This window comes from Paenibacillus sp. TSM33, from assembly GCF_056099025.1.
The window spans coordinates 358,285-373,240 of sequence record NZ_JBLZXB010000017.1 but is presented as its reverse complement, the minus strand read 5'-3'; the positions used below and the strand labels follow the sequence as shown (position 1 = coordinate 373,240).

The following is a 14,956-nucleotide window of genomic DNA, read 5'->3' as shown; positions in this document are numbered from 1 at the left end:
GTTTTTGGGTCCATAAGATGATAATGCTCATCGTTCGAATTGAATAATAATATAACATGATTAGCCTAAGGCTGCGGAAGAGAGAGGGTCAAGAAGGTAAATGGTAGTTTTTAGTCCGGAAATCCAGCAAATTCAGGAAACAGTAGAACATAAAATACAAGAACGTATACAGCACATAGATCATATTGTGGATGCAAATCAGTGGAAGGTCATTCAGGCCTTCCAGCGCAAGCAAGTGAGCGATTTTCATTTTGCAGGTTCAACGGGATATGCATACAATGACCGGGGGCGTGAAGTGCTGGAAGAAGTCTATGCAGATGTGTTCGGTGCGGAGGCAGCGTTGGTGCGTCCGCATTTTGCCTCGGGAACGCATACCATCGCTACGGCTTTATTTGGTGTGCTGCGTCCAGGGGATGAGTTGTTATACATTACAGGGCGACCTTATGATACCTTACACAAAGTGATTGGTAAGCCCGGCGATGGAACAGGATCATTGCAGGACTTTGGTGTTACTTATGGAGAGACAGCGCTGACAGCAGAAGGTAAGGTGGACTGGAAAGCGGTGGAGTCCGCAATCCATGCCAATACCAAAGTGATCGGTATCCAGCGTTCACGCGGCTATGATTGGAGAGCATCCTTTAGTGTGGCAGATATTGAAGAAATGACGGCCCGAGTGAAGAAGATAAAGCCTGATGTTATTGTCTTTGTGGACAATTGCTATGGGGAATTTACTGAGAAACTGGAACCTACTCAAGTTGGTGTCGATCTGATGGCAGGTTCGTTGATTAAAAATCCCGGTGGTGGCATTGCAGAAACGGGTGGATATATCTGCGGCAAACATCAATACGTGGAGCTGGCATCCTACCGATTAACAGCACCTGGTATTGGTGGAGAAGTAGGAGCGATGCTAGGTACTACACGTGGCATATACCAGGGACTATTCCTTGCTCCTACATTGGTAGGGCAAGCGGTTAAAGGAAGCATATTCGCAGCTGCAGTCTTTGAAGAAATGGGGTTTGAGACCAAGCCTGCCTGGCATGAAGAGCGTACGGATTTGATTCAGGCGATTTCTTTTAGCGGACCAGAACATCTAATTGCCTTTGTACAGGGCATTCAGCGCGCAGCCGCCGTGGATAGCCACGTGGTGCCAGAACCGTGGGATATGCCGGGTTATGAGCATCCGGTTATTATGGCAGCAGGTACGTTTATACAAGGTGGAAGTTTGGAGTTATCCGCAGATGCTCCGATTCGGGAGCCTTATATTGGTTACATGCAAGGGGGCTTAACCTACTCTCATGTCAAATATGGAGTACTTATGGCTCTGCAAACGATGAAAGAACGTAAATTATTGTGAGTTTTTCTAACATATCATTGACACTTTGCATCAGCTAAATGTACAATAAGGTGAATAATAGATCACTGGAAGGTTGATGACAAATGGGCGACGAAATTCGCAGAAATATGGCCTTATTTCCAATAGGTATTGTCATGAAGCTAACGGACTTGTCAGCACGTCAGATTCGTTATTATGAGCAGCATAATTTGATAGTTCCTGCCCGTACATCAGGTAACCAACGTCTTTTTTCATTTAATGACGTAGAGCGTCTGCTTGAGATTAAGGCGTTGATTGAGAAGGGTGTTAACATTGCAGGAATTAAACAAGTCATGAATCCGGTTACCAAGGAATCGGAGGAAGCCACAGTTATTACTGCAGATACAGAAGTCAAACGCCGTGAAATGTCCGATACTCAGCTTCATCGCTTGTTGAAACAACAACTTGTTGCAGGCAAAAGACCAGGACAGGTATCTTTGATCCAAGGCGAATTATCACGGTTTTTCAACAAAAGATAATGCTGTGACTTACCTTTTGGCATATGGTTATTTTACTTAAAAAATGATCTCATCATTTAAGTCATTTATGATACAGCCGATTTGCATATAGTCGTTACAGAAAGGGAGAGGTTAGTGTGAGTTATACCAGAGAAGATATCATTAGAATTGCGAAAGAAGAAAATGTTCGTTTTATTCGTTTGCAGTTCACAGATTTGCTGGGCACCATTAAGAACGTTGAAATTCCTGTTAGCCAGCTGGAAAAAGCATTGGATAACAAAATGATGTTCGACGGTTCTTCCATAGAAGGCTATGTACGTATCGAAGAATCTGACATGTACTTATATCCAGATTTGGACACTTGGGTTGTATTCCCTTGGGTAACCTCAGATCGTGTAGCTCGTTTGATCTGCGATATTTACAAGCCAGACGGCTCTCCATTTGCAGGTGACCCGCGGGGGATATTGAAACGTGTGCTTAAGGAAGCCGAAGAAATGGGATACACTTCGATGAATGTCGGACCAGAGCCTGAATTCTTCTTGTTCAAAACCGATGAAAAAGGCGATCCTACGACAGAACTGAATGACCAAGGGGGATATTTTGACCTGGCTCCGATGGATCTGGGTGAGAACTGTCGTCGTGAAATTGTTCTTAAGCTTGAAGAGATGGGCTTCGAAATTGAAGCATCTCACCATGAAGTTGCACCTGGTCAGCATGAGATTGACTTTAAATACGCAGATGCAGTTAAGGCTGCCGATCAGATTCAAACGTTCAAGCTCGTTGTAAAAACGATTGCTCGTCAGCATGGTTTGCATGCCACCTTTATGCCAAAACCTTTGTTCGGCGTGAATGGTTCCGGTATGCACTGCAACCAATCGTTGTTTAAGGACAATGAGAATGTATTTTATGATGAGACGGATGAACTCGGATTAAGCCAGACAGCTCGCCATTATATGGCAGGCATTCTTAAACATGCACGTGCAATGGCAGCGATCACGAATCCAACAGTAAATTCCTACAAACGTCTCGTACCAGGTTATGAAGCGCCTTGTTATGTTGCTTGGTCTGCAAGCAATCGGAGTCCGATGATTCGGATCCCTGCATCCCGTGGCCTGAGTACTCGCGTCGAAGTTCGGAACCCTGACCCGGCAGCGAATCCTTATCTAGCCCTGGCCGTAATGCTGAGAGCAGGTTTGGATGGTATCAAACGTCAGATGGCTCTGCCAGCACCAATCGATCGCAACATCTACGTGATGTCCGAGGAAGAGCGAATTGAAGAAGGCATTCCAAGTCTGCCTGCAGACCTGAAAGAAGCTTTGTCTGAGCTTATTCGGAGCGAGGTTATCTCTGACGCACTGGGTGATCATGCTCTGGCTTACTTCTATGAGCTTAAGGAAATTGAATGGGATATGTATCGCACCCAAGTACACCAATGGGAACGTGATCAATATCTGACGCTTTACTAAAATTAGAAATCCCTTGGCGCTCTAAGCGTTGAGGGATTTTTTGTTTGAGGATAATGCATCATTTTCTTGGACTATGGTAGAACTCCCCACAATTTCCCCACAAAAAATTAGTGAATTAAGAAACTTCTTCAGTTCTGGGTAGAGACCTATAGGGATTGCTACGGAAAGTACTTTTGGTTTCACGAAGTAGACTGGGGAATACAAACGCCAGCAGGGCGCGAAGAAGTGTCTAGAAACCAAAAAAGAAAAGTATGAAATCTATGAAGCCAGTTATGGAACTGCTACTACATTCGCTGGTCGAGCTTTGAAGTTTAAGGAAGTGCGATTACAGTAAGATAACCAAGAGTCCACATGCTAAGAAAAAGAACCCAAAGAGAATAGATACAGAGCCCCTAAATTTCATGTCATCAATGTAAGCGTCGCTTGGTTCTGAGTCCCCTTTAATCTTCCAGGCTTCGTTTGCGCGCCATCCCCAAGTGGGATTTCGTTTGCTTAAAATACCAAGCGAGAAAAAAATAATAGAAATAAGAATAAGCATGATTCCCATTTGATCACCCCTCCCTTAAGTAAATTATACCAAAAATGAACGATAGATAGAAATGATTGTTCCTAAGAGCAAATGAAACAAAAATAAGAGGGCTTTGCCCTCCTTGTTACGGTGTATTTTAATCTGAGTAGGCAACAGCATTAAAACTTTCTATTCCTATTCGGGTAGCATCTGCTGTGCAAAATATATATAAGGTATATACCAATTCATTTGATGATGGTAGAGGGATATTGTAATCGGAAGCATTGATGGTGACGACTTGTACAGCGTTTGGGTTTGTTTCAGAAACACTCACAGAGTAAAGGGCGTAAGCAACAAGCGAATCGACATCACCTCTTACGATGGAAAAAGAAATAATGGAGTCAAATGGTGGAGTGGTAGGAAATGCAAGCTCGGCTATCCCTGATAATTGTACGCGCATGTTTTCCCCTGCGCCTGTTACATCTAAACCAAGCTCCGCGATGGCAACAGCAGTATTGGCCGGCAAGGGAATTGAGATCGTATTACCGTAACTTGCGTTTTGAGATGTTCGAGCATCTAACAATCTAGTCATGTTCTCACCTCCTTTTTGATAGTCTATGCAGAACATATTCATTGTTGAGGGCAGTGAGGATATCAGCGTGACAAGGCTGTCACTGTGTTTGTAGATGTATTGGTGAACCGTGGGTATGGTGCAATAGCTTATCGGCAAATGGATTGATCATATCGTTTGAATACACGACATGATACTAAAGCAGGATATATTAATGGGTGAAGGTTTCTGTCCACCTTGTTTTTATGAAAGAAACTTTCATTAAGTATTAAAGTATTTTTATAGTCTTCAAGATATCTACGAGTTCATCATACTTGGCAGCTTTTGAAAGCAAAATTGTCTTAAGCATAGAATTAAAATTGATGTGAAGTATGTTAGGACAAATGCGATAATTATCATAAAGAGAAACGCTCCTAAGCCTTTCTCAATTTGCTTTCCGATGAACTCACTCCATAAAGGAAAAAGTATTAAACCAGCTAATATTATTGGCCACCAACGCTTGTTTTTAATGTTTCCGCTTTTTCGTGAATAGTACTCAATTAGGTCATCAAAATCAGTATCCTGAAAACCTAGACTAAAGATTTTATTACGTATTTTGTTACATCTGTAGGCAAATAAAAAATTCGAGTCGTATTTTAGTTTGATTTTCTTGCTAGTAATAAACGATGCGTAGTCAAGGTATTTCTTTTTAGCGAACGAATGTGAAAAATAAATGATGAATTTACGGTTTAATCAAGGTTTATAGATCGACTTTCCTAGTCCCCATTATCTACTAAGCTTAGAACCTTTTGAGCTATACGAAGTTAAACTGTTTCAAAAATTTTTATCCAAGGAGGATTTCACGTGCATACGGTCAAAGAAGCTGCCCTAATAACGGGGCTTACCGAACACGCAGTATGCTTTTACACGGATAAAGGTCTGGTGCCAAGTACAGCGTAATCAAAACAATATTCGGATGTTTGACGAAGATTCGATCAACTGGTTGCATGGTATTAAATGCCTCAAGCAATCTGGGATGCCGATTGTAGTTGTTAAAAATGTACGTAAATCTCTGTCTCGAAGGAAATTCGACCATTCCGCAATGCTACGCATTCATGAAGGAGTACGAAGAAGGCGCTCGTTAAGCTCGAAGAAGCCAAACAGCACGTTGCCCATTTGGAATAAAAAAACGCTCTATACCAGGCCATTCTGGAGCACCGCTCTTTAGACACGACCAATCCTGGCAACTGGGACAAAATCAAGTATATACATATGTCGTATTTTACTCGCCCTCTGTTCAGAAGGCGTGAGAGATCTACGTGAGACACAATCTCTGAAGTAAATACTCGGTTTTAAGCTTCACAATGAAACTTTGAAGGCAACCGATCAACGTGATCGGCTGCTTTTGTTTGTGTACTTATTTACATGTTGAGGGAAAAGAACTTTGTTCCTTTGACGAAAAGGACAAAACATTGTGTCACAGTTATTAGATGTATATCTAATTTATTGACTAGACATAGAGGAATCGATTCTTTCGAAAGGTAGCTTTCAATGCAACTTTGGGTATGAGCTTTCATAGTCTACTTTAACAAGGTTGTTCTCTAGGCATTATTTAATCTGATTTGTTTCTAATGCTGCGCTGTTTTTTCGCTAAATATTAAAGAAAGAGCGGTTAACATCAGTATTACTGAGGTTCCACGCTGCCACGAGAACTCGATGACCGCACTATCAATTAAACCAAGAGCATCAATAATAAACCCAGCAAGGATCTGGCCTACAATGGCAGTAAGATTAGCAGGAGTTACACCAAGCCTATTTACATTAAAACTGGATAAAAACAAGTAACCAAACCCTAAGAAAACAGCGGCAAGTTGTAGTTTGGGGGCATGGACTAGGTCAAATAAATGGCCGGTACCAAAAAAAGCACACTAACACCCCAAGAATTAAAGTGCCACTACCCAATGAGAAGAAAACAGTCTCTAATAAACCAACTGTTCCACCGACTTTGCCATTGATAGAGGATTGCGAGCTGACTGCCGCGCCTCCGAGCAGAGTAATTAATACAATTACGAATAAAGTTCCCATAGCGATACTCCTTTAAAATATAGTGAAAGTTAGGGCTCCCAACATAAGAATTAAAGCGGCTATTCTTTTTCTGCCAACTTTCTTTCTGGCTCTACCAAGCCAGCCGTAGTGATCAATAAGAATGCTTGTCACCATCTGTCCTACAACAACAGTAATCATGGATATCCCCACACCTACAAGGGGAACGCCAATAACAATTGAAAGCATATAGATGACCCCTAAAACACCTCCGAGAAGATTCCATTTTGGCAATTTCATAATTCTTGGAAGATTACCTTTCCCAAAAAATATTAAAAGAATTAACGAGATGATTGCGCCCATAAAGAAGTTATAAAAGTTAGCTTCTAATTCACCGACTTGTTCTCCTAGTTTTCCGAAAAGTGAGCCTTCAAAGCTTAGACAAGTTCCAGTTAATATTGCAATGATGTAAAATATTTTTTTTTCAATTTCATTCTAACTCCTCCTTTTCAATGGTTCCTGACTTTGCAACTCAAGTGCTCATGGAATAGAATTATATCATCGGTTTAATAATTAAAAAGGTATATTATTCTCGAAAGATAAAACTATCTTCCCAATAAGGAGAGTCTAATGAGAGCTGATACAATGCCTCTTAACCATACGTTGTTTGAAAATATTCAACATGGGCATCCTGATTTTCCGATTCAGTACTATGTTGATGAGTTGCATACATTTTTGGATAGAAGAGTGCCTTTACATTGGCATTTTGAACCACAATTTTATGTGGCTATGGGGGGAGTAGTCCGAGTACAGATCGGGACCCAGATTGTGTTATTGAATGCAGGCGACGGAATATTTATAAACGGTAATACTTTACACGGGTTTGAACAAGTAAGTGAAATGGACAAGTGTGAATGCCCGAATATCATTTTCTCCCCGGAGTTAATTGCTCAACATTCGAGTATTATGTTTCAGAAGTACATGAAGCCTATCCTCACAGATCAAGATTTACCTTATATTATTTTGTCTTCTGTTATTTCATGGAACAATGAAATTCTTAAAAAGCTGTTTTGTATTTTTGATTTATTACAACGATATGGGGCTGAGAGTACTTATGGTTCATTTCCTAAGTTGAAATTTGATACTGGTAACCCTCTGGAGATATGTTTCGAGCTGCAGATTCAGTGCTTACTGAATCAAATATGGCAGACTATTGTAATGAACTTAGATCAGATACCCAAATTAAAACTCGACAAAAGGGAAATACAGTATCAAGTACGGTTGCAACATATGGTCTCTTATATAGAGCGCAATTATAAAAAAACAGTAACACTTGCTGATATTTCAACGGCGGCAAACATAAGTAAAAGTGAAGCATCTCGTGTATTTCAATCTTATATGCACTGTTCACCTATCGAATTTTTGCTTCAGCATCGTATAGAGACAGCCCAACGCTTACTAAACATGACTGATTATAATATCCAAGATATATCTTTGGAGTGTGGCTTCAATACAACAAGTTATTTTATTAAAGTGTTCAAAAAGAAAGTAGGAGTGACTCCTAGAGAATATAGACAATAAACCTTAAACTCTCTTGCCTTTTAAGTGGAATGCACTTGGAAGCTGAGAGAGTTTTTTATTCCATCTTTGTAGAAGTGGATTGCTTTATTAGGAGCTATCTCATTACTCAAGAATGAAACTAATTACATAAACATATAAACTATTCGGATATTTCATATCTACTTCGGTACTTCTTATAGATGTTGATTCATGTGAATTTACAATGTTAATCATTATCAAATAAACTAACCTAAGCTGAGAACTTGATAACGATGAAGGGGAGACGTACCAGACTTGAAAGGTGCACGAGCATCACGTCATTACCTAAAAAACAAACCGTAATTGCAAGTACTATTTTTTTGTTGGTGGTTTGCTGCTAGTTCTTGGATTGATTTTATCGATGATTTATGGAACTTTGGGCGCGAGTTGGAGAGACGGCTGGCAAGCTTTATTCTCATACAATCATGAAGTGGACGTTCATATGTTAATTCATAAATTACGATTACATCGCGTTTTGGGTGCGATGCTAGTGGGAGCATGTATGGCCGCATCTGGAGCTATTATGCAGGGAATTACGCGAAATCCAATGGCCGATCCATCTGTTCTTGGCTTGTCGCAAGGAGCCGGTCTTGCTTTGTGTATCGCCATGGTCTTTTCACCATTATTAAATCACTTGCAATTAATGATCGTGTCTTTTGTTGGGGCAGGCATTAGTATTATCCTTGTTTATATCATTAGTATTTTTTCTCCAGGTGGAATGACCTCCGTTAAGATGATACTGGCGGGCACGGTGATTAGTTATTTATTCGGTTCATTAAGTTCTGGACTTGCTATATATTACGAAATCTCTAAGGATGTAGCCTTTTTTTATGCAGGAGGGCTATCCATGGTGCGCTGGCCGGAAGTAACACTCATTCTACCGATTGGTATAGCTTGTTTGTTGATCACGATGTTTCTTTCCCGCTCAATCAGTATTCTCAGTTTAGGAGAAGAGATAGCAACAAACTTAGGTCAGCGAACATTTCTTATCAAATCCATAGCAATTTTATTAGTGGCTTTAATGACAGGAGTCTCAGTTTCAATAGCTGGGGCGATAGGTTTCATTGGACTTGTAATCCCACATATTGTACGGTCTCTTGTTGGCCAGGATTACCGATTAATTGTTCCTTGTTCGGCTATGTTAGGAGGAGTACTGTTAACCTACGCAGATTTAGTAGCTCGGTGGGTTCAGTTCCCTTATGAAACACCAGTAGGAGCAATAACTGCTGTCCTCGGTGTTCCATTTTTCTTATATATGGCCAGAAAACAATGGAGGGGAATGTGATGCGATTCGCTCGGAGAAAACATACCCCACTTCTTGCCTTCATCATTTCAATTCTAATTGGTATTGTATTTGTTTTAAGTTTAAATTCTGGTTCGGTTTTTATGTCACTGCAAGATGTCTGGTTAACACTATTAGGAAAAGGGACACGGGAGCAGGTTCTTACTTTATTTGAGTTACGCCTGCCACGAATGATCATAGCACTTCTCATTGGGTGTGGTTTAGCTATTTCAGGAGCTATTATGCAAGGTTTATCCAGAAATGATCTAGCTGATCCTGGATTGATGGGTGTCCATGCTGGTTCGGGACTTGCCGTTGTTTTACTCATGTATCTGGTATTTCAAAACGGTACAATCACATCCTACAATGCGATGAGTATACCATTATTCGCTTTTTTAGGTGCTCTAATCACCTCTCTCATCGGCCACATACTTGATACTATCATTAAAATTGAGTGATGAAATTTATATGGGGGCAACCGTTTGGTTGGCTGGAAGTCTGGCTGGGACGGGATGGCCCATTGTGATTGCAATCCTGCCATGGATCACAATTCTATCACTCTATGCTTTCTATAATTGTCGCTATTTAGACGCCCTGAGCTTTGGAGAAAGTACGACTACAAGTATTGGTGTTAGGGTCAATCGGGAGAGACTGAAGTTTCTGCTTATAAGTGTCGGTTTAGCTGGAGCATGTGTCGCTGCTGGTGGTGGCATCGGGTTTATTGGCCTGATGGCTCCGCATATTGTGAGAAAAATGGTGGGCAGTAAATACAAATCCATTATTCCAATTTCAGCACTAATAGGTGCATTGTTGCTATTACTCTGTGATTGGCTTGCACGAACAATCATGCCGCGTTTAGAAGTACCTGCAGGTATTCTTGTTTCTTTAGTTGGTGCACCTTATTTCTTGTACCTGTTGTTCAGATCCAAATAAAGCATTGTGAAGAAAGGAGGATACATGGATGAAGAAATGGAGCGTGTTTTTAATTCTTCTGTCTGTTTTCATGTTGCTTGCTGCTTGCAATGGTACAAACGGACAATCGGCATCACAAGTTGAGTCTACTACATCTAATACTAAAAAAAATTATTTTATGGAAGGAAGCGAATTTCGAACGATCCAAACGGTAAAGGGAAGCGTTGATATACCAGTGAATCCGAAACGAATTGTTGATTTGGCGTATACCTCGGAGCAGCTTCTTATCATAGGATATACACCAGTGATATCTTCCACTGGTTTAAACGGAAAAGCACCAAATTATCTGAATGGAAAATTGGATAATGCCGTTTTTGTTTCGCCGCATACGGTTAAAATTGAAGGTATTGTAGCTGCTAAACCAGATTTGATCATCAGCAAAGCGTCACTGAGACAGAGAAAGAATTACAAGAATCCAAAGACGGTTTATTTGAGTACAAAAAAGAGCTAGAACAACTTAAAGCAGCATTAGCTACTAAATAAATATGTAGAAATCTAGTAGTAAACAAAAATTATATACTATATACACAAAAGCCCTTTTAAACGGAGGGCTTTTTTTGTATAAAGGAGATTGAGAACTCATTCATTAATTATAACCATTAATATCCTATTATTATAATAAAATTAAGAAAACACATTGTTTCTCTATTGAGAAAGATATACCATAACTCTTGTACAAATACATTTGCGGGAGGGGTACAATTGTTTCTACTTCATGCAAAATTTTTGCCACCTATTTAGTAATACTAATACTACTTCTAGACACATATAAGTAGACTTGTTTCTGATGCTACTATCAACTGGAATGTGAAATTTGGAACAATGCTAATGTTTTACTGGTATTCTTGTTCGTAGGGATAAGCAAACAATTATTCATTCCATTTAATTTTCTAAAGGAGATGTTTGATTATGAAAAAATTTCGAAAAACAGCTATTGCAGTACTTTCTACCATGGCCATGCTCTTAGCACCTATCCAGGCTGCTTTCGCCGACGAGGCTGTTATTACAACTAATCCTCCTTCGCAGGAAGTACAAGCACAAGCAATTGATCTTTTTGCGCAAAATCCATTAAAAGGATATTTCGAAGGTGGATATAGCACTGATATATATCTGAGAGGGAATGTTACGATCCAATTTTATAATAACGCATTAGGTGAGTATGTTATTAACTTTGAAAACATGACCGGAAACGTAGTGAAGAGCGCGAGAGTAGTAGCATCTAATTACGGGCTGCAAAGTGTAACTATTGGACCTCTTAATGGTTATCACAAGGTTGTAGCATACTCACCAACTGGTGGCGGCGGAGAATACAAAATTTACTACTAATAGTTTGCCACTCTCTATCCAAATTTGCTTTTAAAATCCGCAGCGTTACAGTAACAGAACCAATCTAAGATATAAGTATGAAAGCCTCTGATAACTCAGGGGCTTATTTCGTGTTCTAAGGAGGTGATTATAAAGGTGGAAAAAAAATCAGCATTGGATATACAATTGGAGGTTATTTCTGCTGTCATTGCTTCGCAACCAGCGCGCCGGAAAGAATACTTAAAGGTTTAGATATAGCAATAGGAGATGCATTAGCAGAGATACAGGCCCAGGAAGAAAAGGATCAGAACACAGACAATGATAGCTCAGGAAAAGTTTCCTGAACGGAGAGACGGGGGAAGAAAGTTGGATAAGTGGGAGGATTTTAAGTTCAGTACTGCTTTAGAGAAGCAGCGCTGTGACGTATTTTTACGGTGGGTGGTCGGGAGTATTGGGGGTGTTACTTGCGCTGGTCATTGTTGATTATGTGACCGGATTGTTTGCCGCTGGCGCAGAAGGTAAAAAGGGTACTGGGCCAGGTTTAAAGAGTAAGATTGGTCTTATCGGTATCGCTCGAAAGGTATTTATTTTTGCAATGGTAGCAGTGTCCCATCTGATTGATGGAGTCTTAGGCGATTCGCACCTATTCCGGGATGCGGTCGCCTATTTTTATATGGCAAATGAGCTGCTTTCTATTTTGGAGAATGGCGGTAGACTCGGCCCCCCTATCCCGCCTGTGATCTGACAGGCCGTAGAAGTTTTGAAAAGTAAAAGTGGTAAGGAAGGAGAGAAAGAGGATGCAACGACGAAACAGCCGTAATGCCCAAGGAATAGACGTATCCCGTTATCAAGGAAGGATTGATTGGAAGGCGGTCAAGGCAGATGGCATTTCATTTGCCTTCATCAAGGCCAGTCTGGGGCAGCGTTACGTTTATCCGACATTCACCACGAATGCAAAAGGAGCCAGAGCAGCGGGGTATTGTTGGGAGCATACCATTTTGTAGACGCAATCAGCGTTGAGGCAGCCAAAGCGGAAGCGCGTCATTTTACTGAGGTATTGGAACAAGTAGGTGGGGAGAAATCGCTGGATTTGCCGCCTGTAATGGACTATGAAACAATCCCTGGAACCTATCTAAAACGCTTAATAGTGCTGTAGCGTTGGCCTTCTTGCTCGAGCTGGAGCGACTTACAGGACGCAAGCCCACTAACAGTCGGGATACTACCATTAATGATAGCTAGAGTGATCAGCATTGCTGCTACAGCTTATACAGTTAGTCTTCTATCGAAATTTGCCAGCATACATTGAAAAATCCTACGGGTATAAGTTATTTTTGTTCGGACTCAGAGTTGCCGTGAATTTCGGTTATTTGTGGCTTTTTTCAAGTATATATTTAACATTGGCCGCAGCATGGGTGAGAGTTATTAATAGATTATATGATATCTTAAATATGGCAAGTAGTTTATCATTTTAGCTTCACACTGTAAGATATGAGGTGTTGGATTGGAACCGTATAGAACTTTACATACAGATAACGATTTCTTCATGGCTGCTTTGTCGCAATCCCGAGTTTATGTAGTGAACGTTCTTAGCGAAGAAATGATGGGAATCGTCGACTACGACGGTCCAATCGAGAAATACACACGGAGTCGATTAAAATTAACGGATCTTATTTCTTCCGTAATCAGTTTGAATTTAGAGTGGATGTGACAAAGGACTCCTCTGGTATGTAACCAGTATGGAGTCCTTTGTTGTTTATTATTTAGTTGAATACTCGCTTACTTCAAATGTAAGGATTTTATTGAAAATTACATAGTCTTTACGGTTACTGAATGGACCTTTGTTATTATTGTGCTTATCAATGGCAAAGAATGAAGGACCTCTGCCAGCATCTTTAGCGTCATACCAAGCAATGAAAGCATTCAATTCTTTTTTACTCAAATCGAATTCTTTATCAAATCCATTATCCATCGTTACAGTCAGAATGGCGCGGTCACCAGTTGGCTGTGATGGTTCGGTTGGTTCAGTTGGCTCCGTAGGCTCAGACGGATTAGGCTCAGGACTTGGTGTTGGATTTGGTGTCGGTATTGGTTCCGGTGTCGGTTTAGGATCTGGTGTTGGAGTAGGTTCCGGTGTTGGTATTGTATCTTGACTGTAGAAAAAGTCCAACTCGCTTATATTTAAATTTTCAGCACTAAGTGAATAAAGAGTGATAAATCTAACACGATCTACTTTTTTTCCCTTTGGAAGCTTTGTCAGTTCCCCATTACCAACATTGGTTTCTAAAGAGTCTAACCAACCAGTATCTTGGTCGTAAAAAATGATCCTTAAATTTTTAGAATCACTTTTAAGCTTATACGAATCAATTGTTCTATTTGTACCTAAGTCAATCATAATCATCATACCTGCAGGAATTGAGTAGTTTGTTTCTTCATTGTTATCAGTAATAAGCGTTGTATTTGTTTTACTTGCATGTGGCCTATCTATAAAATATTTGTCAGATATCATTGTAACTACATTTTTCCCGTTGGCATAACCACCAGTGTAGGCATTCACAGATGATAATGGAATAAAAATGGTAATAAGTAAGGTGAAGCACAAAATTAGATTGAGATTTCTTTTCATGAATAAATCCCCTTTTTGTTTTATTTGCTTAGTAAGCATACAAATAATAAAAAGGGATTTCTAAACATTTATGTCTATATATTCAAAATAAAGTTTATCGATGGATTTTAATTTTTATTATGTGACAACATATGCAATACTTCGACATGTCTCCCAATATAGTATTGAGAAAATTTGAAATACTATGGAGGTGTCAGATGATAAGAGGAATCGTAAGAGGATTAGTTGTATTTTTACTAGCTGCTATTTTCTCGGTATAAGGCATTTATGCTGAACCGACAGCAATCAGTCAACAAGCAGCAGCTGAGTATACGTTGGAGTTCCCAAGTTCACGTTACCCTGAAACCGGGGCACACATAAGGGATGCAATAGCGGCCGGACATTCTGCGGTATGCACGATTGATCGGGACGGAGCCGAAGAAAACAGGAAGAAGTCGCTTAAGGGCTATCCAACTAAAAAGGATAAGACCGCGATGAGTGGCCAATGACAATGTGTTCAGAAGGTAGCGCAGGTCCTGATATCAGATACATAACCTCTAGTGATAATAGGGGAGCAGGATCATGGGTAAGTCATCAGTTAGATAAGTATGAGGATGGAACGAAGGTTGAATTTATCGTGAAATAGAAACTCTGCGCTAACCTTAATCGGTCGGCGGGGAGTTTTTTGTCATTGCTCATATGGGATTTACACCAAAAGATTTGATATGAAATATAAAATCCCTCCATTAAAGGAAGGCTATAAAAATCATAAAATTGTTTGATTATAAATATGAACTAA

General features: G+C 40.2%; 15 protein-coding genes and 5 pseudogenes. 14 read left to right on the top strand and 6 right to left on the bottom strand.

The window, feature by feature from the left end; translation table 11 throughout:
- Positions 1–100 precede the first annotated feature (100 nt).
- From ACN6NF_RS13620 to glnA, 3 genes are all read left to right on the top strand, one after another.
- Complete coding sequence (locus tag ACN6NF_RS13620; RefSeq protein WP_019687521.1) at positions 101–1,354, top strand: methionine gamma-lyase family protein; 1,254 nt, start codon at positions 101–103, stop codon at positions 1,352–1,354.
- 83 nt (positions 1,355–1,437) lie between these two features.
- The gene (locus ACN6NF_RS13615) at positions 1,438–1,851 is read left to right on the top strand and encodes a MerR family transcriptional regulator (protein ID WP_007430683.1); all 414 of its coding nucleotides are present in this window, start codon (positions 1,438–1,440) and stop codon (positions 1,849–1,851) included.
- A gap of 116 nt (positions 1,852–1,967) precedes the next feature.
- Positions 1,968–3,296 carry a type I glutamate--ammonia ligase gene (gene glnA, locus ACN6NF_RS13610; protein ID WP_013371539.1) on the top strand — a complete coding sequence of 443 codons (1,329 nt, stop codon included), beginning with the start codon at positions 1,968–1,970 and terminating at the stop codon, positions 3,294–3,296.
- A 325-nt stretch (positions 3,297–3,621) separates the two neighbouring features.
- Here glnA and ACN6NF_RS13605 read toward each other — a convergent pair whose 3' ends face one another.
- Complete coding sequence (locus ACN6NF_RS13605; protein ID WP_474318169.1) at positions 3,622–3,843, bottom strand: DUF6199 family natural product biosynthesis protein; 222 nt, start codon at positions 3,841–3,843, stop codon at positions 3,622–3,624.
- 118 nt (positions 3,844–3,961) lie between these two features.
- Positions 3,962–4,396 carry a hypothetical protein gene (locus ACN6NF_RS13600; protein ID WP_474318168.1) on the bottom strand — a complete coding sequence of 145 codons (435 nt, stop codon included), beginning with the start codon at positions 4,394–4,396 and terminating at the stop codon, positions 3,962–3,964.
- A gap of 822 nt (positions 4,397–5,218) precedes the next feature.
- Between ACN6NF_RS13600 and ACN6NF_RS13595 the strand changes: the two are divergent.
- Positions 5,219–5,664 (top strand): annotated as a pseudogene (locus tag ACN6NF_RS13595) (MerR family transcriptional regulator).
- A 318-nt stretch (positions 5,665–5,982) separates the two neighbouring features.
- Here ACN6NF_RS13595 and ACN6NF_RS13590 read toward each other — a convergent pair.
- The 3 genes and pseudogenes from ACN6NF_RS13590 to ACN6NF_RS13580 all read right to left on the bottom strand — a co-directional run.
- Positions 5,983–6,249: pseudogene (locus ACN6NF_RS13590) on the bottom strand (DMT family transporter); the annotation flags it as partial.
- Between the two features lies 1 nt (position 6,250).
- Entirely contained in the window at positions 6,251–6,439 is a 189-nt protein-coding gene (locus ACN6NF_RS13585) for a DMT family transporter (protein WP_474318167.1), read from the bottom strand.
- 12 nt (positions 6,440–6,451) lie between these two features.
- Positions 6,452–6,862 carry a DMT family transporter gene (locus tag ACN6NF_RS13580; RefSeq protein ID WP_474319057.1) on the bottom strand — a complete coding sequence of 137 codons (411 nt, stop codon included), beginning with the start codon at positions 6,860–6,862 and terminating at the stop codon, positions 6,452–6,454.
- Positions 6,863–7,027: 165 nt separating this feature from the next.
- Here ACN6NF_RS13580 and ACN6NF_RS13575 point away from each other — a divergent pair, with 165 nt between their 5' ends.
- The 9 genes and pseudogenes from ACN6NF_RS13575 (at position 7,028) to ACN6NF_RS13535 (ending at position 13,263) form a co-directional block, all read left to right on the top strand.
- Entirely contained in the window at positions 7,028–7,978 is a 951-nt protein-coding gene (locus ACN6NF_RS13575; RefSeq protein WP_474318166.1) for an AraC family transcriptional regulator, read from the top strand.
- Positions 7,979–8,327: 349 nt separating this feature from the next.
- Entirely contained in the window at positions 8,328–9,281 is a 954-nt protein-coding gene (locus ACN6NF_RS13570) for a FecCD family ABC transporter permease (RefSeq protein WP_474318165.1), read from the top strand.
- Complete coding sequence (locus ACN6NF_RS13565; protein ID WP_474318164.1) at positions 9,281–9,736, top strand: iron chelate uptake ABC transporter family permease subunit; 456 nt, start codon at positions 9,281–9,283, stop codon at positions 9,734–9,736. Before ACN6NF_RS13570 ends, ACN6NF_RS13565 begins: the two co-directional genes overlap by 1 nt.
- Positions 9,729–10,211 carry a FecCD family ABC transporter permease gene (locus ACN6NF_RS13560; protein WP_474318163.1) on the top strand — a complete coding sequence of 161 codons (483 nt, stop codon included), beginning with the start codon at positions 9,729–9,731 and terminating at the stop codon, positions 10,209–10,211. Before ACN6NF_RS13565 ends, ACN6NF_RS13560 begins: the two co-directional genes overlap by 8 nt.
- Positions 10,212–10,239: 28 nt before the next feature.
- Positions 10,240–10,701, top strand: coding sequence for an ABC transporter substrate-binding protein (locus ACN6NF_RS13555; RefSeq protein ID WP_474318162.1), 462 nt, complete (start codon positions 10,240–10,242; stop codon positions 10,699–10,701).
- 458 nt (positions 10,702–11,159) lie between these two features.
- Entirely contained in the window at positions 11,160–11,576 is a 417-nt protein-coding gene (locus tag ACN6NF_RS13550; protein ID WP_474318161.1) for a hypothetical protein, read from the top strand.
- 297 nt (positions 11,577–11,873) lie between these two features.
- Positions 11,874–12,375 (top strand): annotated as a pseudogene (locus ACN6NF_RS13545) (phage holin family protein).
- Positions 12,353–12,758: pseudogene (locus ACN6NF_RS13540) on the top strand (glycoside hydrolase family 25 protein); the annotation flags it as partial. The pseudogenes ACN6NF_RS13545 and ACN6NF_RS13540, both read left to right, overlap by 23 nt.
- A gap of 298 nt (positions 12,759–13,056) precedes the next feature.
- Positions 13,057–13,263 carry a hypothetical protein gene (locus ACN6NF_RS13535; RefSeq protein ID WP_474318160.1) on the top strand — a complete coding sequence of 69 codons (207 nt, stop codon included), beginning with the start codon at positions 13,057–13,059 and terminating at the stop codon, positions 13,261–13,263.
- 48 nt (positions 13,264–13,311) lie between these two features.
- Here the strand turns inward: ACN6NF_RS13535 and ACN6NF_RS13530 are convergent, their stop codons facing one another.
- Entirely contained in the window at positions 13,312–14,178 is an 867-nt protein-coding gene (locus ACN6NF_RS13530; protein WP_474318159.1) for a hypothetical protein, read from the bottom strand.
- A gap of 308 nt (positions 14,179–14,486) precedes the next feature.
- On the opposite strand from ACN6NF_RS13530, the pseudogene ACN6NF_RS13525 reads away from it, so the two are divergent.
- Positions 14,487–14,803: pseudogene (locus ACN6NF_RS13525) on the top strand (NucA/NucB deoxyribonuclease domain-containing protein); the annotation flags it as partial.
- Positions 14,804–14,956 lie beyond the last annotated feature (153 nt).